Source organism: Leuconostoc aquikimchii (genome assembly GCF_040838325.1).
GTDB lineage: Bacteria > Bacillota > Bacilli > Lactobacillales > Lactobacillaceae > Leuconostoc > Leuconostoc aquikimchii.
In genome coordinates, this window is record NZ_JBFPER010000001.1 from 449,652 (window position 1) to 475,398 (window position 25,747).

Genomic DNA, 25,747 nt, shown 5'->3' on the forward strand with positions numbered 1-25,747 from the left:
CATGGTAAATATTGGATTAAAACTGTTTAAGCATGAATTATCGCCTGCAGAAGTTGTTAAAAGATCTCGTGAAGATCGATTCTTGGCACGTGAAATAATCGATGGTATTTTTACTGATTTTGTGGAATTACATGGTGATCGTTTAAGTGGTGATGATATGTCCGTAATAGGTGGTATTGCTGCATTGAATGGCACCCCAGTCACAGTGATTGCAATCGATAAGGGCATTGACATTCATGATAAATTAAGTAAACGTAATGGTTCACCTGAGCCATGGGGTTATCGCAAAGCACAACGTTTAATGCTACAGGCCAATAAATTTCATCGGCCAATTATCACGTTTATTAATACACCGGGTGCTTTTCCGGGCAAGACGGCAGAAGCACAAGGGCAGGGTGAAGCCATTGCAAAATCTATTTTAGAATCTATGAAGCTCACTGTACCGATGATTGCTATTATATATGGTGAAGGTGGTTCAGGAGGCGCGTTAGCTTTAGCGACAAGTGACCAAGTATGGATGTTTCAAAATGCAACTTATTCAATTTTGTCACCAGAAGGCTTTGCTTCCATTTTGTGGAAAGATAGTAAACGTGCTGATGAAGCGGCAGCCGTTATGGGATTGACACCGAAGGATTTGTTAGCAAAAAAAATCATTGAGTATGTCATTCCGGAATCACGTAGTCATGCGCGTGTGTTTAACTTAATGCGCAAACGTTTGGATGATGAATTTAAGCAGTTAAATTCTTTGACGCCTCAGGAGTTGGTAAAACAACGACGTGCACGTTTTAGAGCGTTTTAATATGTTATAATAAGTTATTGACATTTGTCGATAACTTTTTATTTGGGGTCGTTTTTGGAATTCGACAGGTTGCTTAGGGCATGGACTGCGTTTCGCCATCCGGGCGTTAAAACGGGCAGACATTTTAACTGCAAAAAACGAAAATACTTTCGCAATCGCTGCCTAAAAAACAGTGAAGCGTAACTTAATCTTGGTTGCTGACATCTGAGGTTAGGTCATAAAAGGTCAGATCGCAAACTTGCTTACATCTGGAACATGTTTGTCAAAATAATCAGGTTAGTGGTGTGTAGTAGCCTTGTGTTGTGGCGTAACATATCATGAAATTTAAATGACAATACTATAAGCGTAGAAGTTTATGTACCGAGTGGTTTGGACAGGGGTTCGACTCCCCTCGGCTCCACTAAGCATTTCATGGCGTTGCATCAGGTTTCAAAAACCTTGATGTAGCGCCTTTTCTTATGAAAATGTTTCATTACATTGCATGATCTTTCACACAAAATTTTGGGGAAATATTTTAAATAAGCAAGTAAGCCGTTTTTTCTTTGGGTGAGTTTACAAAACAAGTACGCTCAAATATCAAAAATCAGACGACATATAAAAAGGGCAATTTACAGCCAAGGTTAATCATATTAACCTTTAATATGATTAAGTTTACATGTTAAATGTAGTTCAGTAAAATTTATACTATTAACAACTAATGGTGATTAAAAGGGCTCCCACAGTGATAAAATAAGCACAATAAAACCACGACCTTTAGATAGAGCGTGGTTTTGTATTTTGGGGATGAAATACTTACGAATGTCAATTAGCAAGGTTACAAAAAAATGACATTGTAATGGGTACAATGTCACATCTAGCGTTGTATTTTGTTGCAACCTTTTATTTTTTCGATGTATGGAGAATTACTATATAATACGCCTTATTTATGGCTTTTTTGGATTGCGTTTACTGACATTTACAGCTATAGTTCAGAATTAACAACGGGTTTTATATCTTTCAATAAAACTTGGTTGTACGAGAACCAAGCAAATCCATTTCTATCTTTTCCACGTTGTTCTTCAGGTAATTGATGATCAAAATCGTAACAGCATATAGCAGCACGAGAAAGTGAATGCTTGCGACCACAACGGCATAATACTTGGTTTTTGTTATCAATTACTATAACTTCTATTTTGGTGTTATCTTTGAATTTAAGTTTTGCACCCACTGGAATAGACAAATAATGGAAACTGCGATTTGGGCGTTGTCCTGTTTTCCGCACTATATTTGGCTTATAGATTCCCGTGATGTTGGCGTTGTAGTCGTTTGGCTTCACAAATTCAGCGTTAGGGTCATTGAAAAGCAATAAATCAAAAACAGTCTTAACTTGATTATAGCTAGCTTTAAAATATTCTTTTGATATACTGTCACGTTTGTCAGCGAGAGACTTGTGTAATATTCTTTCAGCTTTTTTAAAGTTGGTAATTTTGAGAGCGAACAATAACAAGGTAGGTTTGCTATCTGGAATGCCAGTGTTATTAAATTGTTTTAGTCTGTTATCGAGATTAGTTGTTTGCCCAATTTTAATGTAGCCCGGAAATGCTTTGTTTTCGAGGGCATATACATAGCCAGTAGTCGTCATAGTTTAAAGTTGCTTTCCAAACTTTTTAACGTGAACGCTTGGCACGTATGTATAAAGTGAAACTTACTTTAGCGATGTTATTAAAGGTACTGAATCCAAGGATTTAATAAAAGCCAAACACCTGGTAAATAGGGAGCAACGTTTGACCATATAATTTTACCATCTTTTTTTATTTCTATCACAGCAGCCAAACACATTACAATACCAATAAATGATGATCCTATCTTTGCATATAAATGGTTACCTGTCACAATAGAAGCTGTCAGTAAGGCAATGGTTATAGACAAACTAATTACTACTATTAATATACTAATGATTTTTTGTTTCATATTTCATCCCCAATTATGCTTTTAACGTGTTTTTGCACATATGTACGCACTAAAACAGTGCATTATTTGTAAACTATCATAGCAGAGTAGCAGAACACAGGTGTTTTATATTGTACTTCGATAATTTCATGCTCATTACTTTCTAAGTAATTTAATTTTTCATTCAATTTGTCAGTGAAGCCTTTAGCTGACCAGAAATCATTAATAAGTTGTGTTTTCATGTTACATCTCGTAATGCTTTTAACGTGGTTCTGCGCGTGATGTTAGATAGATAATCGTACAGTATCCACTCAGAAAAATCTATTTATAGAAAAAGTAAACGAGACTAATGAGGCTAGTCAATAACATTACTATTCCTGTTATTTTATATTTTTTATTGCTCTTGTCTTTAGCTATTCCGAAAAAGCATATGCCGCTACTAGCTAAAATAAAGGATATTAAAAAATCCATGAAGTTCCCCCAGTTATATATTCTTCCAAACACTACTCTCAAGTGACATAGGTATGCCAAAGTACGCCATGAAATCATAGAGCTTACTGTATCTATCAGTGTTTTCATCAAAGTAAAAATCTGCCAGTGTTTTAAACGCATAAGTATTGGCGCTTATCTCAGCATCACTCTTGGTCAAAGATCTGTACTCTGAGAATATTTGTTTATTATTGTAGTGCATACCAATCATCCTGAAAAATAGCGTAGTGATCAATATCAACCCATTTTCCATTGTAAAAGATATCATCTTTAGCTGATCCTTCTTTGATAAATCCAGCATTAGTGTAGGCTTTTATAGCGCTAATATTGAATGGATAGACAGAGAGTTTTATTTTATGCATATTGAGATTATTAAAACCATAATCCAATATTAAATTCAATGTTTCAGTACCATAACCTTTTGATCTATCTTCTTTTTTGGGGAAGCCAATGCCAAGTTCACAGGAATGGTTACGCACGCTGATGTCAAATAAATCAACGAATCCAACTAAACTATCATCGCTTATTTTTCGAACTGTAAATTCAACGTTTTTATAACTGTTAGAGGCATTTTTAAATATTTTTTCCCAATTTTCAGCCGTATAAGGGTGAATCATATCACTAGATAATAGATTTATAAAATTATCATCCCATTGCCAATCCGCTAAATTTTTGCCGTCATTTTCATGATAATGTGATAATTTGACATTTTTTCCTATAAACATGTTTTATCTCTTTTCTTTAATATATACTATGATTAATTGTAAGACAACTAAAGAAATGACATGCTTAATTCTTTCTAATTGCAATCATGTGTGGGTATATTAATTTAGTTGTGCGTGCTATTCAAAATAGATGTGATAATTGTGCCCATAAACAAGAAGTACAAAACCATAACAGCCACGGTGATAATGAATTGCACTAAGCCTGCGCGATTCCATGTTGCTTGTACGGCTTTAAAAGTTTTAACATCCGCATAGTCGCCTTTTTGCCAAGCCCATTCGTTCCCCTTAAAGCCACAAACAAAGAACCAGACAATATTAAAAATTGGAATCAAGCAAAGCAGGGGTAAATATGTTTTGTTACCAATACCCCAAAAAATGTTAAACATAAAGGCGCCCCAGTTCCAACCTTTAACTTCTGCCGGTACATTTGTGCCATTCTCGTTCATGATCATTCTCCTTAATGCTTTTAACGTGGTTCAATACACGTGTATGCGTGCTTAATTAACGAAAAAGATGAATAAAGTTGATATAGTATAGGCGCATTTTTATTGTCTAATACCAGCTTGCCACAATACAAATATAAATCCCAATAGCAAAAGGGATACCCCTAATAAAACTTTGCGACCATTAATAATTTTGTATTGCTTACCCCAAGGTTTTAACCACTTTGTGCCACGTAATATTAAAATAAAGCCAGTGGCTGAAACTATGAACCCAGAAGTCAAAACAAGTGTGAAGTTATTAACCATTTATTTCTCTATCTTAACTGTATGCGTGTTATTTGATATAATACATATATTATATCATTAATTTAAATAACTGTTTTAATACGCTGTTGAGGTCACTTATCTTCGAAATTACCAACGATTTTAGAGGTAACAAAATAAAAAATGAGAGCAGGAAATAGCATGCGTTTTGAAATTAGTGAACTAGAACGTCGCGATATAGACGCTGCGACAAAATTATATATCGAAGTATTTGCTCAGCAACCATGGTGTGAAAATAATAAGTATGATGATATCAGACATTATATTGAACGTTTGAACCAAATGAACACGAATCATTGTTATTTGTATAAAATGGATGGGCAAATAATTGCTGTTGCACTGGGCTTTGTTAAACCATGGCATAAGGGCCTTGAGTATCAACTCGACAATTTTTTTGTGATGTCAGTTTATCAGAAAAAAGGTTACGGTGCTGATTTTTTGAAAGCTATTAAAATGGATATGAAAAAAATGGTGTTGGGAATATCATTTTAGAGACAAATAAAGACACACCAGCAGAATATTTTTATCTCAAACAAGGCTTTTTATCAGAAACGAACACGCGTACGTTAAGGTTGATTTGTGCTGTTGAATGAGAGATAAGGCCATAATATTTCTAAAAGAACGGTCATCTAACCCTTATTAAAAGGTTAGATGACCGTTTTTTTATATGATAATTATTTGATAAGAACAGTTCGTTTCAGTAGGGGACTAGCGTTACCAAGTAAAATTTGTTCAACTTCTGCGGAAAATTCAGATCGACTAATGGCACGCAAATGGTTAAAATAAGAGAAGCGATCATATTTTTTAATCATAACACCGGGCAAATAAGATGATTGTCTGTCTTTGTCAAAAATAATACCCGGATAAACCATAAAGGCGCGTTGACCTAAAGTCGTTTTTGCTAGCGCTTCAACTGTTAGTTTAGCTTTTAAATAAGGCTTCATAAAAAAGGGGCCAGTGTTTGCTGAAACAAACAAGAATTTTGGCTTTGTTTCTATTTTTAAAATAGCGATTAATTGTTTTGCAGGTGTGACACTATTGCGCTGATACGTTTGCTGTTTCAGTGGGTTTGGAAAAAGGATACCCACGGCATCAATCACCCAATCAGCATCGGCTACAATCGCTTGCCACTGTTCGGGTTTATCCAGGTCAACGGCATGGTAAATTGTCGTGTCATCTTTATCAGATACAAATGCGTGCCGAGATAGACTATGAATTTCAAATAAATCAGATGAAAAATTGTTTATGAACCCCTGACCAACAAATCCAGTCCCGCCAACAATCACTACTTTTTGTTTGATAATATTTTTCACGTTATTCTCCTCTGAACAATTGTTTTTGCCCGCTTGATTAAATAAAAGTTTTGTAATCAACCCAGCAACTAACTATTTGTCCTTATCCACTTCTTCAAAGTGACCATCAAAAGTCTTTTTGTTAGGAGGAGTCATTGTTTTGTTGATGAATTTTGCTCTAATCCAAAAAGCTAACATGATAACAATAAGCACGCCTAGGATCGCAAAAAAATTTTTAATAATAAAAGAAACCAAAAGGACTAAAATAATGGCTAGAATTAATCTTGGTATAATACCAAATGCGTGTGTAAATAGTGAAGCAAAAAAATAAACAATCAGGCATAAAATAAGGATTGGGATTAAAAATAGGGTTAACATGTGATAAGCCTCCTTTGTGAGATGCTTTTAAGTGAGATTCAAAATGGCTGCAGTTAGTGTTTCAATTTTTCGGCTTTTAATGTGTTGGCAAAGTGTAGTTTAGCAAAGTGATTCAAATCAACGCCTTTGTTGAGCAATTTAGCAGCCACAATATCGACTTCTTTACCAGCACCGATAGGAAGCCGTATACCCGCCTCCTTACTTAGTGCATCGAGCGCATCTAGTTCCACAACGCGTGCTAGAATTGATGCAGCCGCCACACTAAGATGATATTGTTCACCTTTAGTTGTAAAATAGACGTCTTTTCGCACAACGTTTGCCTGTTTAGCGTTGTGTAGATACTTGAAGTAGGTACTTTCTTGTGCAAACTGATCAATTAATATGCCATCAGGAACAGTGGGTAAAATTTTTTCCAATACTTTACCAAGCGCAAAATTGTGCGAGATAGCTTTCATTTGGTTCACATTGTTGTTTGGCTGTAATGAATTATACTTTTCAGGCATCAAATTCACAACATGATGAGGTAATTTGGCGATAATTTCAGGTGCGATTTGGCGCATTTTAGCATCCGTTAGCGTTTTTGAATCCGCAATACCGAGTTGGCGAACCCAACCCATATTTTCTTTGTCTACAAAAACAGCAGCGGTCGTCAGTGGTCCAAAATAGGCGCCAGCACCAACTTCATCGGAACCTAAAACGGACCAATCTGCGAAATTAGTTGGTATGTTAATACCTGGGGTCGTTGATTTTTTGCCAATCATTTTGGGATCAGTTGCGCCAATACCAGATTGCCAAAGTGCTGCTTCGTTGGCAAATCCTGGGCCTTGAAACATGACCTTACCCGATTTATAGCCAATAATTGAAGCAGTTTTATTTTTTGCTGCAAAAAAAGCACCGTTAGGCAAGTTTTGTGTACTGTTTGGTGCATAAAATGTGGCCATTTTTTGTAATTGTAAGCGGGTAACTTGTATGACTGTTTGCATACTATTAAGTATATCAGTTTTGGTTGAAAGAAATATAGTGTATAATTGGTTAGACACAATAAGGGAAAAAACGATGGTTACTCAAAACGAGAAAAAACATTACAGGGCTAATCTAGCTGGTAAAAATTATACAATTTCAGGGCAGGCTAGCTTGCCACATTTTAAAGCGACTGAAACGTTATTCAATAAACAGTTGCTGCAAATAAAGACGGTTGCACCAAACTTAACACAAGGAGATCAAGCAGTATTATTGACGTTTAATGCGCTTTCTGATCAACTTTATAAGCAAGCTGAAATTGATGCGTTAGAGGCAAAAATTGTCACATTACAGGCGACATTGGCAAGTGTACAAAAGTCTAACAAAGCCATCGGGAGACGTGAACCAAAAAACGCTATTAGCTCAATTATTGATGACGCCAAGCATGATAGTCAAGTACGGACAACCGATAATCTATTTAAACAAGGAACAAAACACACATGATATTATTAGGAATTGCGATACTTTTTGTAGTGGCATGGCTGATGTCTGGCTATCGTCATGGATTTGTAAATGGCTTACTACGCTTAGCGTTATGGGTTGTTGTTTGGTATATTGCCATTAAATTTGCTAAGCCATTTGGTGCAGTGATATCGAATTTTGTGGATGGTCAGTTTATTCGGACGAGTGTACCACAAGATGTTGTGAATCATGGGTCGCAATTTTTAGCATCAGGCATTAGTTTTAGTATTTTATTAATGTTGGGTGGTACAATTAGCCATTACGTGCTTAGGTCTTTAAAAATTATTCGACATCTACCCTTTTTAGGATGGGTTGATGGCATACTTGGGGCATTGTTATATGGTGTAATAGGCGCTGTTATTGCATTTTTTGGTTTAGAAGTCTTGTCAGTTATACCAAATGTTTGGGTTCAGGACCAATTCTTAAAAACGCCACAACTTAATCAGTTATTAGACAATGCGCCGTTTTTTGCGGAACAAATTTATAATTGGTGGCTGTGACGTGTTAATATATCTTAATAATTTAAATATGAAGGCAATAGGCGCGGGTGCGCATAAATAATATGAACAAAAAAGTATTACAAACTTTAGAATATGATAAAATCAAGTCACAATTAGGTGGCTTTTTGTCAACACCAGTCGGTCGGTTAGAAGCGGAAAAGTTGCAGCCTGAGACTGATGTAGATGTCATCAACTATTGGTTGCTTGAGACAGCTGACGGTGTTTTAATTGATCGTTTAAAAGGTGGAATACCACTTGCCAAATTAGCTGATATCACACCGCACTTGAAACGGCTCAATATTAGTGCGAGCTTGAGTGCTACTGAATTATCAGAAATTGGTACGGTATTACGCAATACGAATGCAATTGCTAATTTTTTTGTGCAGATGAACGATGAAATCATTGGTGAGTCTTTAAAAGCATTGCCAGAACAAGCTGAAAAATTGGCGGTACTTTCAGATGTTACACGACAAATAGAAATTGCCATTGACACAACTGGCCGAATTAATGATGAAGCATCATTTGATTTGAAGTCAATTCGTGGCAAAATTACTGGCAACGAACATGCTGTTAAAAACAAAATGCAAGACTATACGCGGGGGAAATCAGCGCAGTATTTAAGTGACCCCATTATAACTATTCGTGGAGAACGGTATGTGTTGCCGGTCAAGGCTGAATATCGTAATCAATTTGGTGGTGTTGTACATGATCAAAGTCAAACAGGGCAAACGTTATATATTGAACCTCAGGCAGTGGTCGAACTTAATAATAAATTGAGTGAATTACGTGTTAAGGAACAGGCTGAAGAACAGCGTGTACTGCAGGCACTATCATCAGCGCTTGAACCTTATACGAGTGAAATTGCACAAAATGTTAACATTTTAGGTCATTTTGATTTTGTTAATGCCAAAGCACGATTGGCCACACGTTTAGATGCCATGCAACCAACTGTGACTACCGATAACCATGTTGATTTGCAGCAGGCGTGGCATCCACTTTTGGATAAAAATATAGCAGTGGCTAATGACATTGCGCTAGGTGATGGTTACAAAGCCATTATTATTACCGGTCCTAATACGGGTGGTAAAACGATTACGATTAAAACACTTGGCTTATTACAACTCATGGCACAGTCAGGGTTGTTTATCACAACAAAGCGGCCATCAACAGTTGGGGTTTTCCATGAGATTTTTGCTGATATTGGGGATGAACAGTCAATTGAACAGAGTTTATCCACATTCAGTTCTCACATGGCTAATATCATATCAATGCTTGATCACATTGATGACAATAGTTTGGTTATTTTTGATGAATTGGGCGCAGGCACAGATCCAGCAGAAGGTGCGGCATTAGCCATTGCTATTTTAGATAAAGTAGCGAGCTTGGGTGGTTATGTCATTGCAACAACCCACTATCCTGAGTTGAAATTGTATGGTTATAATAGACCAGAAACATTGAATGCCTCTATGGTATTTGATGTTGAAACTTTGAAACCAACCTATCAATTTTTGATGGGTATACCTGGTCAATCAAACGCGTTGGCTATTGCGAAGCGACTGGGGTTTGGTGCGGATGTTATTGGTGCGGCTACTGCACTAACGGATGAATCTGATCAAGACTTAAACAATATGATCGTTGATTTGGTGTCACAACGTGATGCGGTTAAAAAAAATAATGAAAAATTAGAATTACGCTTGAAATCAACGGCAGAACAGTCAGAGCTGTTGACAGAACAACAGCGTCAGTTGGAACAAGACCGTGCGCGAATTGTTTTAGAGGCTAAAAATGAAGCAAATCATATTGTTGCTGCAACTAAGAAGCAGGCAGAACAATTAATATCTGAAATCCGCAAGGAACGTTTGAATGCAGGGCAACAAAGCGGTCATTTAAGCGAGCAGGATTTGCAAGTTAAAAAGGGTCAGTTTGATAAATTACGTCAAAATGACAGTTTAGAAAAAAATAAAATTTTACAAAAAGCTAAACGTGCAAAGGCATTGGCAGTCGGAGATGAAATAGTTGTCAGCTCATATCATCAACAAGGCATCTTGATTAAACAGCATAGTAATGGGCAATGGGAAGTCGAAATGGGTATTTTAAAAATGCTTGTAGATGAAGATGACATTGTTAAAACTGAAGCGACAGCTAAAGCACAGCAGGTTAAGACAAAACAAAAAAGAAAGAAAGTCGTGCAAACACGCACAAGTACTAGTTCTGCACGTGGTAATGCGAGTGCAAGTCTAAATTTGCGTGGCGTACGTTATGAGGCGGCGTTAGCTGACCTTGATCGTTACTTAGATACCGCAGTTTTATCTAACCTTGGCACGGTAGAGATTATTCATGGTAAGGGAACGGGTGCACTTCGTAAAGGCGTAACTGAATTTCTTCGGTCAGATCGTCGTGTAAAATCATTTCACTTTGCCAGTGCTAATGCTGGTGGCGATGGGGCAACAATTGCTGAGTTATCATAAATATCACGTTATCCTGGAGTAGAAGTAGTTGTTGTTTTGACAATAACTACTTCTTTTTTATTTCTTGAGGTTATCGAAAATGAGACTGCAGTAATGTGGTAAAATTAATACTATACATTTTGATGTTAAGTTTATGAACTATGGTGCGTTCAAAAGTTAGATTGAGTCATAAAAAACACTGATTTAAGAGCATTTAGGGGGTATTATGCCAGAATTACCTGAGGTTGAGACGGTTCGCCGTGGTTTAGAAAAATTGATTGTTGGTGGTCAAATAACACAGATTAAATTACCATATCCCAAGTTGATTAATGGTGATTCACAGGCATTTGTAACAGGTGTGACAAATGCCTCATTTACAGCAATCGATCGGCGTGGTAAATATTTGTTATTACGATTATCTAACGGTCATACTATTGTGTCTCATTTACGTATGGAGGGACAATACTCTGTTGAGCCAACAGGGACTGAGCCTTATAAACATACAGAAATCATCTTTGAATTATTAGATCAGCGTCAGGTATTTTATAATGATACACGGCGTTTTGGCCGAATGACGCTAGCAACGACACATTCTGAAATAAACGATGTGCCATCGCTTGGCAAACTTGGACCAGAACCAACAGCAGCTGATCTATCTTTAGATTATATGGTGGCTATCTTTGCGCGTTCTAAAAAACCAGTTAAAAGTTTTTTGCTAGATCAGAATCAGATTGCAGGTATTGGCAATATTTATGCTGATGAAGTGCTATGGCAAAGTAAAATTCATCCAGAAACACCGACAAAAACGTTAACAGTAAGTGAATTGTCGCGACTCAGAGAAAACATTATTGCTGAAATGAAGCGTGCAATTGCGCATCATGGCACAACAGTACATAGTTTTAGTAATGTGTTTGGCGAAGTAGGCCAATTTCAAAATGAGTTACAAGCGTACGGCCGTGTAGGACAGCCGTGTTTACGTTGTGGCACGACGATGGTGAAAATAAAAGTCGGGCAACGTGGCACGACTTTTTGCCCTGTTTGTCAAGTTAATCATGCTAGGAGAGCCGATGAAATCAACAGAACCAATTAGTATTCGTGAAGTGAAACGTGAGGCACGTAATTTATATCATGGTCATATTAAAACAGCAATTAAAATTAATATTATCCCGATTATTTTTACGATTTTAAGCGTTATCACAACAATAATGATGCTGTATGCCATTGTCATGAGTTTATCACAAATGACCAGTAGTACGACTGTGACTAGTACTAACGACAGCGCTATGCAACAAGTATTTACAATCATCGAAAGTGTCTTAAGTGATGCGATTCAACTGATATTCATTTGGACTGTCAGCTGGACTTTGATTGAGTGGTATGAGAAACCAACAGAACTACCAACGTTTAAAGATACTTTTCAAATTTTTAGCCGTGGGAACTTTTTGCATACGCTAATATTAACAATTGTCCAAAGCATGTTATTGTTCTTATGGACCTTGCTATTTATTATTCCTGGTATTGTTAAATTATTTTCGTACTCACAAACTTATTTTGCTTATAAAGTTGATGTTGAAAATGGGACACGACAAGGACAATTAACAGATTATATTAAGGTCAGTCGGCGCGTAATGACTGGCCGAAAGTGGGAATTATTTTTGTTGGAATTAAGCTTTATAGGTTGGCATATACTTGGCATTTTGACTGGTGGGCTCGCCTATATTTATGTGGTTCCCTATCTCAACGCAACCCGTGTTGCGTATTCTCGTCATCTATTTACATTGGCGATGTCCGAAAGTGTGGCAGTATAATGTTAATAGTTGGTTTAACAGGTGGTATTGGAACAGGCAAATCGACTGTTAGTAAAGTACTGCGGGATGCAGGATTTCCAGTCGTAGATGCTGATGTGGTAGCTAGAGAAGTTGTCGAACCAGGAACGCACACATTAGAAAAAATTAAATTAACTTTTGGACCCGACATTATTAAAAATGGCGCGCTAGACCGACATAAATTAGGTGATATTGTATTTAGTAATAACACCGAATTAGCGCGACTGAATGCTATCATGCAGCCGGTAATTAATTCAGCGATGGTAGATAAAATTGCCTTTTGGCGCGCACAAAAAGTACCAGTGTTGATAATTGATGTGCCGCTTTTATTTGAACGTGGCTATGAAAACAATGATTATATCGACAAGGTTGTTGTTGTGACTACCAGTCCCCAAGTACAATTAGAGCGGGTCAAGGCACGAGATAATTTGGATGAGACAAAAGCCCAAAATCGTATTAATTCACAGATGCCGCTTGCAGATAAAATCGCACGTGCAGATTACTTATTAGATAACAATGGGGATATCTCGTTTTTAGAAGAACAAATCAAAAATTTGATGACAGAACTCAAAGGAATTGCACCAAAATATGGCACAAAATGATGTGACAATTGAATTTCATGCGACAGCTGGCGCTTTTTTCAAGAGCGATCATTTAATCTCGGCGGATGATTTAGAACGGGTTTTTAATTTGTATTTACCATTTATCGGCGCAACGAGTTATGCGTTGTATCATTTGCTGGTGAATGAATTGCCATTCACGCAAGATCACGTTAAACGTCAAGACCATAATTTTATAATAGATAGTTTAAATATTAGTCTGCCAAACTTTGTTAAGTGTCGTCGTCGGTTGGAAGCAGCCGGGTTAATTCGGACAGTTTATGAGCAAGATGCACTGGGTGAAGTGTATGGTTACCGCATTTTAACACCATTATCAGCAGATAAATTTTTTAAAGAACAACTGTTGTCTGGTTTGTTATATAAATTTGTGGGAGAAGAACGATATTTAACACTTGAAAATCGTTACGATGTACAAGGACAGGCAAAACTGCTAGGAACTGATATTTCGGCACGCTTTTTACAAGTTTTCCAACATCAAAATGACTTGAGCATGCCAACTACACCGCTAGTTTATCAAGAAGCAACAATAAACATCGATGAAAACAATTTTAAATTTGATGATTTTTCAGCTATGATTCGAGGAACAAAGACAAGTGATATACAAAAACACCGGAATTTTTTGGTTGCGATGCATATGACTTATGGGGTTGACGAAATCACATTAGCAGGTTTTGTGAACCAAAGTGTTACACTAGATACACACGAAATTAACGAGCAGGAGGTGCAACGTCTTTTAAGAAAACGCGTGACACGGAAAGTAGCGCCAGAAACGGTTAGTCAGCAAACTGAGTTGACACAGTCCCAGGTAGATGTGCCGGAAATTAAAAATACTGAAGCGCGCGCGTTAATTGAAATTGCAAGTACAACGAATGCGCAAGATTTTCTAGGTTATGTGAAGACGACTTTAAAAAATGGTCTTGTTTTGAAAAATGAACGCGATTTGGTTGATTATCTTATTGCGCAAAGTGCCTTATCTATGGCAGTAGTCAATATTCTCGTACATTATGTTTTGATTGGCTTACAAAATGATAGTTTAAAGGCGGCGCTAGTCACGACTATTGCTGATTCATGGACGCAAAATCGTGTGGATTCACCGGAAAAAGCGTTAATTCAAATTCAACAGCGACAAAAAGCAAATCAAGCTAGACAAGAAAAACGTTTTAGCCGTGGTCAAAAATCGGAAAAAACGACGCCCAAGTTTATTAAATCAGCTGACAACACACCTAAACCAACAGTAAAGATAAGCCCTGAAAATGGTGAAACTGCTGCTGTTTTGGCAAAGTTGAAGAATATAAAGACGAAAAACTAATATGCAGAATTTATCAGAAGTATTAAAACAAATGCAACAAAAATACCCTAAAATTGAAGAAACGAAGCTGGCTGAAGTCGTGAAACAAATTGCCGATGATGCCGATGTTCGTCTTTTTTGGGAAGCCAATCAGACCAAGCTACGCCAAGATGCTTTTCAATTAAAAATGATGGACTTACATGAATTTGTGCAACAAAAACAACGTATTGCGCGTGGGGAAAAGTCGCTGTATCCTGGATATTATCCACAATTAGCAATTGAAAAAGGCTATCCACATGTACGTTATGTTGCTAATGACAGGACACAAAAACAGCTAATGCAGGCTGAAAAATTGACATCTTATAAAATGCCAAAGGCTATTCGTGATGCTGATTTGCAAACAATTGTTATTGATTCTGGTCGTGCGAGTGTTGTGACGGCGATTGTGGATATTTTGACGAAATTACTTGCAAAAGATGATACTTATGTACGTGGATTGTACTTATATGGTGAGTTTGGTGTGGGAAAAACCTATCTCATGGGCGCCTTAGCTAACGCGCTAGCGGCTAATAATATTGATGTGATGTTAGTTCATTTCCCTTCTTTTGCCGTTGATTTGAAGAATACAATTGGTAAAAATAATGATGTGAGAGAAAAGCTGATCGCGCAAACTAAAACAACAACCGTGTTGATTTTAGATGATTTAGGTGCTGAAAATTTAAGTATGTGGATTCGCGATGACATTCTGGGTGTTATTTTAGAATATCGGATGCAAAATGAACTGACGACATTCATTACCTCTAACTTTGATATGAATGAACTGACAACTTATCTATCTGAAACACGTGATGATCGTGATCCAGGGAAAGCTGCACGCTTGATGCAGCGTATTAAATTTTTGACACGGCTTGTAGAAATAAACGGCAAAAATCGACGGTTAGAAAATGACGTGGATTAAACAAACAAAAAAATACTGGTTGGTACTCATAGCGGTTTTTATGGCGTGGTTGTTTTTGCGACAAGACGCTTTTTTGTATACTAATCCAGTTGGCCAGGTCACAGAGGTTAGTGAAAGAAAAACACAAAAAATAACAGATGAGCATAATAACACGGATTTTATTATGACACAGCAGCTAACGGTTAGATTGCTGAATCATGATAAAAAAGCAATCAAAGTGACTAATAGTTATGCACAGTCACAGATTATTACTAATAAATATCGTGTTGGTGACCAATTATTGTTAGAAAAAATCGCTTCAAATATACATATTTTATCACTGAAACGTGATGCAGTAGTTGGTGCGCTGGCTACTTTACTGATTGGTTTATTGTTAATTTATAGTAAATGGCGTGCAACTAGCTGGTTATTGATGAGTCTAATGGTTAATATCATGTTATTTGGATTAGCACTCTTTATTAATGTCCACAGTAAAGACGCGAACGTTTTTTTATTGTTTAGTGTGTTAGCTATATTATTTGCCACGGCTAGTTTGGCATTAGTATTGGGTAAAACTTTGCAAATGGGGCTGACGTTATTAACCACACTGATAACAACTACACTGACAATTGGACTGTTATTAGTTGTTTTACGTTTGACTAATAATGCTGGGGTACATTTTGAAACAATGGCCTATGTGACACAAGTACCGGAAACGTTGTTTATGGCACAAACAATTATTGGTGTGTTAGGTGCCGTGATGGATGAAGCCGCTGATATTGTGGCGATGCATTTTGGTATGCGACGTGAAGGCGCAACAAAACATTTTGGCGATTATTGGTATGCAGGAATGTCTGTCGGCCGAGAAATTATGGGGACACTAATTAATGTGTTGTTTATGATTTTTATTGCTGAAACGATGCCGATGGTGTTCTTAATGTTGCGCAATGGCAACCAGTGGACCTATATTCTGGATCAAATTATGAATTTAGGGATATTACAGACAGTTATTTCGGGTATTGGTATCGTTCTAGCAGTACCAGTGACGAGTGCGATAGTTAGCTGGATTCTGGCCAGAAAGGTGATCACATTATGAATGCAATCGGTATTCTTGTCATCATTTTGTTTGTATTAATGCTTGCTGTGGGTAGGGGTCAAGGATTGAAAGCATTTTTTGGATTGATGTGCAATTTTCTGGCAATTTTTGTTTTAATTATTTTAATTAATTGGCAATTTAATGCCTATATTGTAACAGCGATTATTAGTTTGATTATTTTATCAATTGCAATTTATTTGGGTTCAGATAATACTGAAGTCACAAATGTTGCTTTTAAAACGAGTGTTATTGTTGTCGCTGTCTTAATGATTATATCAGTTATCATGCAACATTTTGGACAGTTTCAAGGCTTTACAACAGAAAATTCAGAAGAACTAGAAGGTCTGTCGTTGACAGTTGGTTTATCTTTTAGTGATATTGCCATGATTGTCATGGTTATTTCCGTTTTAGGCGCTGTTTCTGAAGCAGCAATGGCCATTTCAGCGGATTTAAATGAAGTGATTGAGCGGACACCTGATATGACCAGTAAAAGCTTGTATGCGCATTCACGTATTATTGGCGGGCAAATACTAGGGACGGCAATTAATACCTTGTTTTTTGGTGTATTAGGGGCCAATATCCCGTTACTTATTTGGTTCGTACGATTACGCTATCCAATTGCTATGTTTGTGAATGCCAAGTTACTGACAGTAGAGATTGTGACAATGTTATTAGGCATGCTTGGTATTTTATTGAGTATTTGGGTTGCTAGTTGGTTAATTCTACGTGCCAATGTCAAGCAACGAAAGGTGGGGATGAAGCATGAAAGAAACATTTAATCTTATCGAAGAAATCACACGTAATGATGGGACAATTTATTTTGAGCTTGGGAATATCACACATAATGGTCGTTCAGAGTATGCAGTGGAGCATAATTATATCAAGCGTGTGCGTATTTTGAAAATGAATATTGCACGTTCGTCATATGTAGAAGCGTTGGAAAATTATATTAATGCACATTATGAATTATTACCACTAGAGTATGATGGTTGGGAAGAGTGGCGTCGTACGCCCGAGATGGCAACTAATATGACGCAAATCTTGTTAGACAATAAATTAGGTTAAAAGTCTAGAATTTTGTAACAGATAATTTATGAGGTATAATTGTCATAGCTCTTTTTGAAAGGAAAATGTTTACTGACTTAATCACATAAGCATTGTTTTGCTTTGAGGGATTGTCATTAATCATGATAGGAAATTAATTGATGCGTTCAGTATTTAATCAATCCGAAGCAGTTGTGCTCGCTTCAAAACACTTAATAGATGGCACTGGTAATTTGCGCTGGATTTACAGAGAATTGGCCCCCACAGTATCGCAAGATTCAGGTTGGCTACTGTTTGCTGATAATGATACGGCCAAGTGGAATGAAAATTCTGAAAATTTCATGCCATTGGTTATTGAGACTGCACTAGCTATTGAACCCAGTCTAATTCATGTGTTGGATTTACCATATGGGACTGACTTGATGCTTGATGAACGTGTTAATGTCAAGGGCTGGTGGGACCCAAAAACACATGCGCCAGTGTGGTTATCAGATGGGACAGTGGTACCAAATATTGAAATTATGACTGATGACGTGATTGAAAGTGATTAAAGTCAACAAAGTTATTGTAATTTGAACAGTTTTCACATATAATTATAAACGTTGTTGTGATCGAGAAAAAAACAGATGTCCTGTTTAACAATCTGAGAAATCATGGCATGTTTGATTATGGTAATATAGCCAAGTGGTAAGGCAACGGTCTGCAAAACCGTCATCGCCGGTTCGACTCCGGTTATTACCTCTAAATAAAAGGATCGTTGCTTTTCTTCAGCAATGATCCTTTTAATATGAAGTGAGCTGACGTAATGTATCTTGTGTGTAGTCTCCATGACGTAAACGATCAGCAATTATTTGCGTATTCACTTGCCATAAATAGTATTGTTTTTGGTCCACTTCACGTAATTTAAAATCAAGGTCAGATAAATTATCGATAACGAAACCGAGTTCGTGATTGATAATAAATTGACCGATGGCACTTTGAGACCAAGCAATTAACGGTAAACCGGCACGTAGATATAAACTCGCCTTGTGCGGTGTATTATAACGAGTGTAAGTTTGATAAGTTTTATTATCGAAGTCATTGTCCCAGATGAGACCAAAACCATCGGTCAATTGATTGACAATCTCTTCAGGATCAAAATTACCTTGGTAAGTAATAGTTGTTGGGAAATTAACGGTCTGCCATTTTTTTGGTTTCGAACCAAAAAGGGTCAGTTTTGGACCAGTATAGTTTTGCAACCAAGGTGATTTTTGGAAAGTACCTGCAAAATTAATGTGACGACTAAATAAGGCAACTGGCCGTGTTTCACTAAGGTAGTCAAATAAAGGTTGCACAATAAAATTGGTATGCACGCCAGCGGCTTGTAAACGCTGCTGCATGGTTTTGGAGTGGACAATGACAAAATCGTATTGGTTTAACACCTGAAACTCCCAAGCATCTTGCTTTATTAATCGTAAAGGTTCGATGTCGTGAATTAAAATTGCCCGGCGTACATTGCGGTGTTTTAATGTATGAACCAATTGACGTTCAAAATCAGCACTCATATAGGTTGGGAATTGATGGAGAACCAGATCGTTTGGCTTAACAGTCACCAGCCATTCAGAGATGTTTTTTAAGCGTGTCTCATTATCGAAACGGGCATCATTGTAGCGCATTAAAGGTAACTCTTGCCAACCTAAAGCAACCGCAATTGTTGCATAATCTGATTTTGCTTTTAAGGCGCCCGCTGGCATCCAAGGTTCAATTGTATGTGTAATATAGTATGTCATATGCTTATTTTACCAAAATCCGAATCATATTTAATAAAAAGTTTTAAAATACGAACGAAAAATTAAAGAAAAATATAGCGTTCGTCTTTTTTGACTGATTTTAATCATTTTGTCATTGTTTCAAAGAAAAAATGACGGATAATAAGTATATAAAACTTTTTGAGAGGAGAGGTGTAAGTGGACTTTTAGCACTTACACACATTTTAAATTATGCAACGTTCAGCGCAAATAGGTATTGGTATTATTGCAGTCGCGGTAATTGGTGGTGGCATTTATGCTGCTACACGAGGTGGCAGTTCACAGTCGACGAGTAAGAATAACTACACAGTTGCATTAGTAACTGATGGTGGTGGTGTCGATGATCGGTCTTTTAACCAGTCAGCTTGGTCTGGTTTAAAAGCTTATGGAAAAGATAACAATCTGAAACAAGGCACACAAGGTTTTAACTATTTTCAAAGTGCCGACTCGTCAGATATTAAAACTAATTTGCAAACAGCTGTTAAGGGCGGTTATAAATTAGTTTATGGTGTGGGATTTGCTGCAGCACCAGCAATGAATACGGTTGCTAAGGCTAACCCGAAGACAGAATTTGCGATTATTGATTCAGTTATTCCTGATAAGAATGTGGCATCGTTAATGTTCAGATCAGAACAATCATCATATTTAGCTGGTGTTGCGGCAGCTAAGCAAACAAAGTCACAAACAGTTGGATTTATTGGTGGTATTCATGGGGATATTATCGACACATTTGAAGCTGGATTTAAGGCTGGTGTTGCGGCAACAGACCCAAATATTAAAATTGTGACGCAATATGCAGACTCATTTACTGATGCTGCCAAGGGGAAAACAATCGCTGCATCGATGGTAGCCGGTGGCGCAGATGTTATTTTCCAAGCAGCTGGTGGAACCGGATCAGGTGTGTTCTCTGAAGCAAAAGCTAATAATCAAAAATTAGCAGCCAACTCAGATAGCAAAATTTGGGTGATCGGTGTTGATATGGACCAAAAACAAGATGGGGCTTACACGGCTAAAAACAATGAAAAGTCCAACTTCACACTTGTTTCAGCTGTTAAACGTGTGGATCATGCTGTCGAGTCGCTTTCAAATGATGGTCGTAAGGGGAATTTCCCAGGTGGAAAAACAATTACTTACGGCTTAAAAGAGAAGGGTGTTGCTTTGGCTAAAGATTCGGCTTCAGACGATGTATGGTCAGCAGTGCAATCTGCACAGAAGAAAATTATTGCGGGTGACATTAAAGTCCCAGTACATCCATAAGCAATGATTAATTGAACACATGGATAAAAGTTAACATGATTATGATGCACTCCGTAGAAGATTAACCGGCGTTATGAAATGGTTAATTTGCGGAGTGTTTTTACATCAAGTGTGACTATTGTTAGAGACATTGGCTATCACTAAGATAATAGTTATGTTAAAAAAGCTAACATAGAACTGCTTGTAATCATGTGTTTTCTGATAAAATGGAGTTACTATGAAAAAAACAGGAAAAATTTTAATTGTCGCGCTAGTATCAATGTTAGCGCTCTTTGTAATAAAAAGTGATGTCAGCGCAGCCACAGTGCCAAATTACATTATTACAACGGATGCAACATACCCACCGTTTGATTTTCAAGACAAAAACAATAAATACACGGGTATTGATCAAGAAATTTTGAAAACAATTGCTAAGCGGCAAGGGTTTACTTATACGTTAAAACCTATGAGCTTCAACGCTGCAACGCAGTCAGTATCTTCTGGACAAGCTGACGGTGTCATTGCTGGGATGTCTATTACAGATGAGCGTAAAGCGGTGTTTGATTTTGGTACACCTTACTACCGTTCAGGTATTGGTTGGGCCGTTAAAAAAGGGTCAAACATTAAATCTCTAAGTGACTTGAAAGGGCGCACAGTTGCTCTAAAAACTGGTACGTCAGGTGCGGACTATGCGCTGTCAATTCAAAAAAAATATGGGTTTAAAGTGACCTACTTTAATGATTCGGACACATTATACAATGATGTCATCAATGATAATGCACAAGCGACATTTGGTGATTTACCTGTCATTCAATATGCAGTTAAAAACGGTACACAATTAAAGGTTATGAATTCAAAATCACCAATTCAAGCCGGTTGGTATGGTTTTGGTGTTCAAAAGGGTAAAAATGCTAAATTGCTCAGTGCTTTTAATCGTGGTTTTGCGGAGATAAAAGAAGATGGCACATATGATAAAATTGTGGCTAAGTATTTGGGTGCCAGTGCTGCAACATTTACGGGTAGTAAACAAGACAACAATTCTGTTATAGGTATCTTAAAAGCTAATAATGGTGCCTTCTTAAATGGTTTGTGGCAAACTGTTATTCTGACTGTTTTGGCGATTTTCTTGGCATCTGTTTGGGGTATTTTTATCGGCATCATGGGTGTCAGTCAAAACGCGTTTTTGCGTGGCCTGTCAACAACCATTATCTATATTTTCCGAGGATTACCATTGATGGTATTAGCATTCTTTATATATATTGGTTTACCAGGTGTCATTGGCATGAAAATACCAGCTTTTACTGCTGGACTACTGACTTTAGTGTTAAATGAAGGTGCTTATACTGCGGCTTTTGTTCGCGGTGGATTTGCAGCTGTGGATCGTGGTCAGATGGAGGCATCAAGATCTCTGGGGCTGTCATATGCTAAGTCTATGCGTAAGGTTATTGTGCCACAAGGCTTAAAAATCATGATACCAAGTTTTATCAATCAATTTATTATCACGTTGAAAGACACATCTATTTTATCGGCGATTGGTATTTTAGAGTTAACGCAAACAGGGTCTTTGATTGTTTCTCGTAATTCACAAGGATTCCGTGTTTGGGCAATTGTGGCTGTGATATACTTAATTGTGATTACTTTGCTTACATGGTTGAGTAATTGGGTAGAAAAGAGGACACGTTCATGATGAGTGAGACACAAAAAAAAGTAAAAGTACATGTTGAAAAAGTCAATAAATCGTATGGTGAAAATCATGTTTTGCGCGATATTTCGTTAGATATCGCTGAAAACGAAGTAGTGGTGATGATTGGTCCTTCAGGTTCTGGAAAATCAACATTTCTTCGTATGTTAAATCAATTGGAAACACCGGATAATGGAACCATTGTGGTTGATGGTTTTGATATTTCCGCAAAAGCAACTGATATTAACAAAGTGCGTGAAAATATTGGTATGGTATTTCAAAATTTCAATTTATTTAATAACTATACTGTGCTGGAAAATATCATGTTAGCACCTGTGGAAATTGGAAAATTGGATAAAGTTGCTGCAGAGAAAAAAGCGCGTGAATTACTTGAAACAGTTGGCTTGGTTGATAAAGCTGATGTGTCGGTTAATTCATTGTCAGGTGGGCAAAAACAGCGTATAGCAATTGCGCGTGCCTTGGCAATGGAACCAGATGTGATGCTCTTTGATGAACCAACTTCAGCTTTGGATCCCGAAATGGTGGGTGACGTGTTGGAAGTGATGAAAAATTTGGCTGAATCTGGCATGACAATGATTATTGTGACACACGAAATGGGCTTTGCTAAACAAGTGGCAGATCGCGTTGTGTTCTTTGAAGCAGGTAAAATTCAAGAATCTGGTGCACCAGAACAAATTTTTAATACACCAAAAAATGAACGTTTGCAAGAGTTTTTGAGTAAAGTTATGCATGCATAACTAGATTGTGGCGCGTAATAACCACGACATCAATATGTGTTAAATTGATTAAAAAAGCCGACCATGTGGTCGACTTTTTTATGGGATATGGGAGAATTTCATAAAAATGTTTAAAAAATGCTTACTAGGGTTGGCATCACTTGTTACATTGCTTACATTTGTATCAACAGTTAATGCAGCTGAACCAAATTATACTATTACGACGGACGCAACCTATGCGCCATTTACTTTCCAAGATAAAAATAGTAACTATGTCGGCATCGAACAAGACACAATGACAGCGATTGCAAAGCGAGAAGGTTTCACATATACTATGCGGCCTATGAGCTATAATTCTGCTGCACAACTTGTTTCTAACGGTCAAGCGGATGGCATTATTGCTGGTGTGTCAATCACACCTGAACGCAAAGAAGTTTATGATTTTTCAACGCCCTATTACAAAACAGGCGTTGCATGGATTGTAAAAAAAGACAGTAAAATTAAGTCTTTGTCAGGTTTAAAAGGTCAAACAGTTGCTTTGAAGACAGGAACAGCTGCTTCGGAGTATGGAAAGTCGCTACAGACAAAGTATGGCTTTAAAGTGAAGTACTTTAATGATACGGATACGATGTACAATGACGTTGTTGTTGGTAATTCAGCGGCAACGTTTGAAGATATGCCGGTCATTCAGTACGCAATAAAAAATGGAATGGCGTTAAAAGTCATGAATGCTAATAAGCCTGGCAATGCAGGTTCGTATGGATTTGCCGTTGAAAAAGGTAAAAATAAAGTGTTATTAGCCTCATTTAATCGCGGGTTTGCTGCTATCAAAAAAGATGGCACATACGACAAAATTGTAACGAAATATCTTGGTGCTAGTCAAGCAACTTTTTCAGGTAGTAAGAAAGACACCGGTTCTATTTGGGGTATTATGACATCAAATCGGGCGGCGCTATTAAAAGGTTTATGGCAAACACTTGAACTGACAGTCATAGCAATCATTTTGGCGTCGATTTGGGGTGTGTTACTTGGAATTATGGGTGTCAGTGAGTATAAGTGGGTTCGAGCAATTTCTACCACCATTATTTATATTTTCCGTGGCTTACCCTTAATGGTTTTGGCATTCTTCATTTATATTGGTTTGCCAGGTGTAACAGGGGTTAAAATCCCAGCATTTACAGCAGGAATTATCACTTTGATACTAAACGAGGGTGCCTACACTGGTGCGTTTGTACGTGGTGGATTTGAAGCAGTTAACCGTGGTCAAATGGAGGCTGCGCGTTCGCTTGGGTTACCATACGGTCGTGCTATGCGTAAAGTTATTATGCCGCAGGGATTGCGTATTATGGTACCAAGTTTTATCAATCAATTTATCATCACGCTGAAAGATACGTCGATTTTATCAGCCATTGGTTTACTGGAATTGACGCAAACTGGTACGTTAATTGTTGCTCGTAATTCGCAAGGATTCCGTGTTTGGGCAATCATAGCTGTTATTTATTTAATTGTCATTACTTTGTTAACCTGGTTAAGTACTTGGGTAGAGAAAAAATTGAAGTAAATGTGCATAAAGCATCATCAATTCGTATCATGAATTGGAGGTGCTTTTTATGATCATAGCACTTAATAAAAATCAAAAATATGTGAGAGCAACTGATGCCACTAAAAAGCAACAGTTCGTATGTCCTGGTTGTAATGAAAAGGTCATACTTAAAAGTGGCGATATCAAACAAAAACATTTCGCTCATTATGCGCAATCAACTTGCGCAACATTTTCAGAGAATGAAACGACACAGCATTTAGCTGGGAAATTACAGTTGGCGACGCATTTACAACAGTATGGCGATGTTAAAATTGAAGCGGTGATACCAGAAATTAACCAACGACCTGATATTTTAATGGCACGTGATAATCAACGGATTGCAATTGAATATCAATGCAGTCCAATTTCGCAAAAAAAAATTGATCAACGTAATGCAGGTTATGAAAGTCAGCATATTAATGTCATCTGGATATTAGGAAATAATTATCATGTTAAAAATATGACGCAAACCACAATTTTAAAGTTTTTGATACGAGGAAATTTGACTTTTTATTTACCAGATATCGAAAAATTTGTGCACCGTACACATTTTAAAAAATATGATTTTGAACGTGTACGGTATATCGAAAAATATAGTCATCATTTATTTGAAATGATAACAAGTGATAACGTAGTGCACAGTGATATTAAGAAGCATATCTATAAGCTACAAAATTTAATTATTCAAAAACGTGTGGATGAAAAGTTAGTGCGTCATCTCTATCAACATAATCGCCGGCTGCTTCATGCCCCACTTTGGATTCATCAAGGCAGTCATTTTGGCTTATCCATTCCTAACTGGCAGTGGCGACTGCTTGCATTATTACTGATTGAACGCATAGGTGTTGGCAATGTTATCCATCAAGGTATTTTGACGGATAAATTAATAAATTATGTCTTAGGTGATATTATATTCAAAAAGCAACAAGCAATTAAGCTCATCAATGAATTGGCACAACAAAATTATATTGTTCAAAAAGGGCAATACATCTTAGTGCAGCGTATGCCTACATGGTACGAATCAATGCAACAAAAACTAGGTAAAGTGAGAAAATAGTGATAAAATAAGATATTATATCATGTAGAGGAGAAATGTCAGTCTGTC

At 37.2% G+C, this 25,747-nt stretch carries 28 protein-coding genes, 1 tRNA gene and 1 other RNA gene; 21 read left to right on the forward strand and 9 right to left on the reverse strand.

Features of this window, described 5'->3' with window-relative positions; translation table 11 throughout:
* Position 1: 1 nt before the first annotated feature.
* Entirely contained in the window at positions 2 to 799 is a 798-nt protein-coding gene (gene accA, locus AB3K24_RS02300) for a carboxyltransferase subunit alpha (protein ID WP_367973605.1), read from the forward strand.
* A gap of 44 nt (positions 800 to 843) precedes the next feature.
* Positions 844 to 1,202, forward strand: a transfer-messenger RNA (tmRNA) gene (gene ssrA, locus AB3K24_RS02305).
* A 558-nt stretch (positions 1,203 to 1,760) separates the two neighbouring features.
* Here ssrA and AB3K24_RS02310 read toward each other — a convergent pair.
* From AB3K24_RS02310 to AB3K24_RS02330, 5 genes are all read right to left on the reverse strand, one after another.
* A complete protein-coding gene (locus AB3K24_RS02310) occupies positions 1,761 to 2,420 on the reverse strand; it encodes a GIY-YIG nuclease family protein (RefSeq protein ID WP_367973606.1) in 660 nt (219 codons plus the stop codon).
* An 80-nt stretch (positions 2,421 to 2,500) separates the two neighbouring features.
* Entirely contained in the window at positions 2,501 to 2,749 is a 249-nt protein-coding gene (locus tag AB3K24_RS02315; RefSeq protein ID WP_367973607.1) for a hypothetical protein, read from the reverse strand.
* A gap of 656 nt (positions 2,750 to 3,405) precedes the next feature.
* A complete protein-coding gene (locus AB3K24_RS02320; RefSeq protein ID WP_367973608.1) occupies positions 3,406 to 3,942 on the reverse strand; it encodes a GNAT family N-acetyltransferase in 537 nt (178 codons plus the stop codon).
* Positions 3,943 to 4,046: 104 nt separating this feature from the next.
* Positions 4,047 to 4,388 carry a ribonuclease G gene (locus AB3K24_RS02325; RefSeq protein ID WP_367973609.1) on the reverse strand — a complete coding sequence of 114 codons (342 nt, stop codon included), beginning with the start codon at positions 4,386 to 4,388 and terminating at the stop codon, positions 4,047 to 4,049.
* A 99-nt stretch (positions 4,389 to 4,487) separates the two neighbouring features.
* Positions 4,488 to 4,691 carry a hypothetical protein gene (locus AB3K24_RS02330; RefSeq protein WP_367973610.1) on the reverse strand — a complete coding sequence of 68 codons (204 nt, stop codon included), beginning with the start codon at positions 4,689 to 4,691 and terminating at the stop codon, positions 4,488 to 4,490.
* A 159-nt stretch (positions 4,692 to 4,850) separates the two neighbouring features.
* Here AB3K24_RS02330 and AB3K24_RS02335 point away from each other — a divergent pair, with 159 nt between their 5' ends.
* Positions 4,851 to 5,201 carry a GNAT family N-acetyltransferase gene (locus AB3K24_RS02335; RefSeq protein WP_367973611.1) on the forward strand — a complete coding sequence of 117 codons (351 nt, stop codon included), beginning with the start codon at positions 4,851 to 4,853 and terminating at the stop codon, positions 5,199 to 5,201.
* A 182-nt stretch (positions 5,202 to 5,383) separates the two neighbouring features.
* Here AB3K24_RS02335 and AB3K24_RS02340 read toward each other — a convergent pair whose 3' ends face one another.
* The 3 genes from AB3K24_RS02340 to rnhC form a co-directional block, all read right to left on the reverse strand.
* Entirely contained in the window at positions 5,384 to 6,022 is a 639-nt protein-coding gene (locus AB3K24_RS02340; RefSeq protein ID WP_367973612.1) for an NAD-dependent epimerase/dehydratase family protein, read from the reverse strand.
* 72 nt (positions 6,023 to 6,094) lie between these two features.
* Positions 6,095 to 6,379, reverse strand: coding sequence for an AFWIR motif membrane protein (locus tag AB3K24_RS02345; RefSeq protein WP_367973613.1), 285 nt, complete (start codon positions 6,377 to 6,379; stop codon positions 6,095 to 6,097).
* A gap of 53 nt (positions 6,380 to 6,432) precedes the next feature.
* Entirely contained in the window at positions 6,433 to 7,362 is a 930-nt protein-coding gene (rnhC, locus tag AB3K24_RS02350; RefSeq protein WP_367973614.1) for a ribonuclease HIII, read from the reverse strand.
* A 73-nt stretch (positions 7,363 to 7,435) separates the two neighbouring features.
* Here rnhC and zapA point away from each other — a divergent pair, with 73 nt between their 5' ends.
* From zapA to AB3K24_RS02415, 13 genes are all read left to right on the forward strand, one after another.
* On the forward strand, positions 7,436 to 7,843 hold the full coding sequence (gene zapA / locus AB3K24_RS02355; protein ID WP_367973615.1) for a cell division protein ZapA: 408 nt from the start codon (positions 7,436 to 7,438) through the stop codon (positions 7,841 to 7,843).
* Positions 7,840 to 8,361 carry a CvpA family protein gene (locus tag AB3K24_RS02360; protein ID WP_367973616.1) on the forward strand — a complete coding sequence of 174 codons (522 nt, stop codon included), beginning with the start codon at positions 7,840 to 7,842 and terminating at the stop codon, positions 8,359 to 8,361. The genes zapA and AB3K24_RS02360 overlap by 4 nt, the downstream gene beginning before the upstream one ends.
* 62 nt (positions 8,362 to 8,423) lie before the next feature.
* Complete coding sequence (locus tag AB3K24_RS02365) at positions 8,424 to 10,829, forward strand: endonuclease MutS2 (protein WP_367973617.1); 2,406 nt, start codon at positions 8,424 to 8,426, stop codon at positions 10,827 to 10,829.
* Positions 10,830 to 11,034: 205 nt separating this feature from the next.
* On the forward strand, positions 11,035 to 11,898 hold the full coding sequence (gene mutM / locus AB3K24_RS02370) for a bifunctional DNA-formamidopyrimidine glycosylase/DNA-(apurinic or apyrimidinic site) lyase (RefSeq protein ID WP_367973618.1): 864 nt from the start codon (positions 11,035 to 11,037) through the stop codon (positions 11,896 to 11,898).
* Positions 11,876 to 12,616 (forward strand): DUF975 family protein, encoded by a 741-nt coding sequence (locus AB3K24_RS02375; RefSeq protein WP_367973619.1) that lies wholly within the window; start codon positions 11,876 to 11,878, stop codon positions 12,614 to 12,616. The genes mutM and AB3K24_RS02375 overlap by 23 nt, the downstream gene beginning before the upstream one ends.
* Positions 12,616 to 13,236, forward strand: coding sequence for a dephospho-CoA kinase (coaE, locus tag AB3K24_RS02380; RefSeq protein WP_367973620.1), 621 nt, complete (start codon positions 12,616 to 12,618; stop codon positions 13,234 to 13,236). Before AB3K24_RS02375 ends, coaE begins: the two co-directional genes overlap by 1 nt.
* The gene (locus AB3K24_RS02385; RefSeq protein WP_367973621.1) at positions 13,223 to 14,563 is read left to right on the forward strand and encodes a replication initiation and membrane attachment family protein; all 1,341 of its coding nucleotides are present in this window, start codon (positions 13,223 to 13,225) and stop codon (positions 14,561 to 14,563) included. Before coaE ends, AB3K24_RS02385 begins: the two co-directional genes overlap by 14 nt.
* 1 nt (position 14,564) lies before the next feature.
* A complete protein-coding gene (gene dnaI / locus AB3K24_RS02390) occupies positions 14,565 to 15,500 on the forward strand; it encodes a primosomal protein DnaI (RefSeq protein WP_367973622.1) in 936 nt (311 codons plus the stop codon).
* On the forward strand, positions 15,487 to 16,575 hold the full coding sequence (locus AB3K24_RS02395; protein ID WP_367973623.1) for a YibE/F family protein: 1,089 nt from the start codon (positions 15,487 to 15,489) through the stop codon (positions 16,573 to 16,575). Before dnaI ends, AB3K24_RS02395 begins: the two co-directional genes overlap by 14 nt.
* The gene (locus AB3K24_RS02400; protein ID WP_367973624.1) at positions 16,572 to 17,354 is read left to right on the forward strand and encodes a YibE/F family protein; all 783 of its coding nucleotides are present in this window, start codon (positions 16,572 to 16,574) and stop codon (positions 17,352 to 17,354) included. Before AB3K24_RS02395 ends, AB3K24_RS02400 begins: the two co-directional genes overlap by 4 nt.
* A complete protein-coding gene (locus AB3K24_RS02405) occupies positions 17,338 to 17,640 on the forward strand; it encodes a hypothetical protein (RefSeq protein WP_367973625.1) in 303 nt (100 codons plus the stop codon). The genes AB3K24_RS02400 and AB3K24_RS02405 overlap by 17 nt, the downstream gene beginning before the upstream one ends.
* A gap of 140 nt (positions 17,641 to 17,780) precedes the next feature.
* Positions 17,781 to 18,170 carry an immunity protein Imm33 domain-containing protein gene (locus AB3K24_RS02410; protein ID WP_367973626.1) on the forward strand — a complete coding sequence of 130 codons (390 nt, stop codon included), beginning with the start codon at positions 17,781 to 17,783 and terminating at the stop codon, positions 18,168 to 18,170.
* Positions 18,171 to 18,289: 119 nt separating this feature from the next.
* Positions 18,290 to 18,360 (forward strand) — tRNA-Cys (locus tag AB3K24_RS02415).
* Positions 18,361 to 18,401: 41 nt separating this feature from the next.
* On the opposite strand, the gene AB3K24_RS02420 is transcribed toward AB3K24_RS02415, so the two are convergent.
* Positions 18,402 to 19,388, reverse strand: coding sequence for a sugar transferase (locus AB3K24_RS02420; RefSeq protein ID WP_367973627.1), 987 nt, complete (start codon positions 19,386 to 19,388; stop codon positions 18,402 to 18,404).
* 210 nt (positions 19,389 to 19,598) lie between these two features.
* On the opposite strand from AB3K24_RS02420, the gene AB3K24_RS02425 reads away from it, so the two are divergent.
* The 5 genes from AB3K24_RS02425 (at position 19,599) to AB3K24_RS02445 (ending at position 25,699) form a co-directional block, all read left to right on the forward strand.
* Positions 19,599 to 20,663 (forward strand): BMP family lipoprotein, encoded by a 1,065-nt coding sequence (locus tag AB3K24_RS02425; RefSeq protein ID WP_367973628.1) that lies wholly within the window; start codon positions 19,599 to 19,601, stop codon positions 20,661 to 20,663.
* Positions 20,664 to 20,880: 217 nt separating this feature from the next.
* A complete protein-coding gene (locus tag AB3K24_RS02430; protein WP_367973629.1) occupies positions 20,881 to 22,329 on the forward strand; it encodes an ABC transporter substrate-binding protein/permease in 1,449 nt (482 codons plus the stop codon).
* Positions 22,329 to 23,081, forward strand: a complete 753-nt coding sequence (locus tag AB3K24_RS02435; RefSeq protein WP_367975545.1) for an amino acid ABC transporter ATP-binding protein — start codon at positions 22,329 to 22,331, stop codon at positions 23,079 to 23,081. Before AB3K24_RS02430 ends, AB3K24_RS02435 begins: the two co-directional genes overlap by 1 nt.
* 106 nt (positions 23,082 to 23,187) lie before the next feature.
* On the forward strand, positions 23,188 to 24,621 hold the full coding sequence (locus AB3K24_RS02440; protein WP_367973630.1) for an ABC transporter substrate-binding protein/permease: 1,434 nt from the start codon (positions 23,188 to 23,190) through the stop codon (positions 24,619 to 24,621).
* Between the two features lie 49 nt (positions 24,622 to 24,670).
* Positions 24,671 to 25,699: a competence protein CoiA gene (locus tag AB3K24_RS02445; protein ID WP_367973631.1), complete on the forward strand. Its 1,029-nt coding sequence runs from the start codon at positions 24,671 to 24,673 to the stop codon at positions 25,697 to 25,699.
* The last annotated feature ends 48 nt before the right edge of the window (positions 25,700 to 25,747 follow it).

What these genes read in the sequence shown, in the direction of transcription:
- AB3K24_RS02335 (WP_367973611.1), top strand. Translation starts at nt 4,851, where the DNA reads ATGCGTTTTGAAATTAGTGAACTAGAACGTCGCGATATAGACGCTGCG.
- AB3K24_RS02325 (WP_367973609.1), bottom strand. Translation starts at nt 4,388, where the DNA reads ATGAACGAGAATGGCACAAATGTACCGGCAGAAGTTAAAGGTTGGAAC.
- accA (WP_367973605.1), top strand. Translation starts at nt 2, where the DNA reads ATGGTAAATATTGGATTAAAACTGTTTAAGCATGAATTATCGCCTGCA.
- coaE (WP_367973620.1), top strand. Translation starts at nt 12,616, where the DNA reads ATGTTAATAGTTGGTTTAACAGGTGGTATTGGAACAGGCAAATCGACT.
- AB3K24_RS02430 (WP_367973629.1), top strand. Translation starts at nt 20,881, where the DNA reads ATGAAAAAAACAGGAAAAATTTTAATTGTCGCGCTAGTATCAATGTTA.
- AB3K24_RS02420 (WP_367973627.1), bottom strand. Translation starts at nt 19,388, where the DNA reads ATGACATACTATATTACACATACAATTGAACCTTGGATGCCAGCGGGC.
- AB3K24_RS02445 (WP_367973631.1), top strand. Translation starts at nt 24,671, where the DNA reads ATGATCATAGCACTTAATAAAAATCAAAAATATGTGAGAGCAACTGAT.
- AB3K24_RS02330 (WP_367973610.1), bottom strand. Translation starts at nt 4,691, where the DNA reads ATGGTTAATAACTTCACACTTGTTTTGACTTCTGGGTTCATAGTTTCA.
- AB3K24_RS02410 (WP_367973626.1), top strand. Translation starts at nt 17,781, where the DNA reads ATGCGTTCAGTATTTAATCAATCCGAAGCAGTTGTGCTCGCTTCAAAA.
- AB3K24_RS02315 (WP_367973607.1), bottom strand. Translation starts at nt 2,749, where the DNA reads ATGAAACAAAAAATCATTAGTATATTAATAGTAGTAATTAGTTTGTCT.
- AB3K24_RS02365 (WP_367973617.1), top strand. Translation starts at nt 8,424, where the DNA reads ATGAACAAAAAAGTATTACAAACTTTAGAATATGATAAAATCAAGTCA.
- dnaI (WP_367973622.1), top strand. Translation starts at nt 14,565, where the DNA reads ATGCAGAATTTATCAGAAGTATTAAAACAAATGCAACAAAAATACCCT.
- AB3K24_RS02425 (WP_367973628.1), top strand. Translation starts at nt 19,599, where the DNA reads ATGCAACGTTCAGCGCAAATAGGTATTGGTATTATTGCAGTCGCGGTA.
- AB3K24_RS02360 (WP_367973616.1), top strand. Translation starts at nt 7,840, where the DNA reads ATGATATTATTAGGAATTGCGATACTTTTTGTAGTGGCATGGCTGATG.
- AB3K24_RS02320 (WP_367973608.1), bottom strand. Translation starts at nt 3,942, where the DNA reads ATGTTTATAGGAAAAAATGTCAAATTATCACATTATCATGAAAATGAC.
- AB3K24_RS02375 (WP_367973619.1), top strand. Translation starts at nt 11,876, where the DNA reads ATGAAATCAACAGAACCAATTAGTATTCGTGAAGTGAAACGTGAGGCA.
- AB3K24_RS02435 (WP_367975545.1), top strand. Translation starts at nt 22,329, where the DNA reads ATGAGTGAGACACAAAAAAAAGTAAAAGTACATGTTGAAAAAGTCAAT.
- rnhC (WP_367973614.1), bottom strand. Translation starts at nt 7,362, where the DNA reads ATGCAAACAGTCATACAAGTTACCCGCTTACAATTACAAAAAATGGCC.
- AB3K24_RS02395 (WP_367973623.1), top strand. Translation starts at nt 15,487, where the DNA reads ATGACGTGGATTAAACAAACAAAAAAATACTGGTTGGTACTCATAGCG.
- AB3K24_RS02405 (WP_367973625.1), top strand. Translation starts at nt 17,338, where the DNA reads ATGAAAGAAACATTTAATCTTATCGAAGAAATCACACGTAATGATGGG.
- zapA (WP_367973615.1), top strand. Translation starts at nt 7,436, where the DNA reads ATGGTTACTCAAAACGAGAAAAAACATTACAGGGCTAATCTAGCTGGT.
- AB3K24_RS02440 (WP_367973630.1), top strand. Translation starts at nt 23,188, where the DNA reads ATGTTTAAAAAATGCTTACTAGGGTTGGCATCACTTGTTACATTGCTT.
- AB3K24_RS02385 (WP_367973621.1), top strand. Translation starts at nt 13,223, where the DNA reads ATGGCACAAAATGATGTGACAATTGAATTTCATGCGACAGCTGGCGCT.
- AB3K24_RS02345 (WP_367973613.1), bottom strand. Translation starts at nt 6,379, where the DNA reads ATGTTAACCCTATTTTTAATCCCAATCCTTATTTTATGCCTGATTGTT.
- AB3K24_RS02310 (WP_367973606.1), bottom strand. Translation starts at nt 2,420, where the DNA reads ATGACGACTACTGGCTATGTATATGCCCTCGAAAACAAAGCATTTCCG.
- AB3K24_RS02400 (WP_367973624.1), top strand. Translation starts at nt 16,572, where the DNA reads ATGAATGCAATCGGTATTCTTGTCATCATTTTGTTTGTATTAATGCTT.
- mutM (WP_367973618.1), top strand. Translation starts at nt 11,035, where the DNA reads ATGCCAGAATTACCTGAGGTTGAGACGGTTCGCCGTGGTTTAGAAAAA.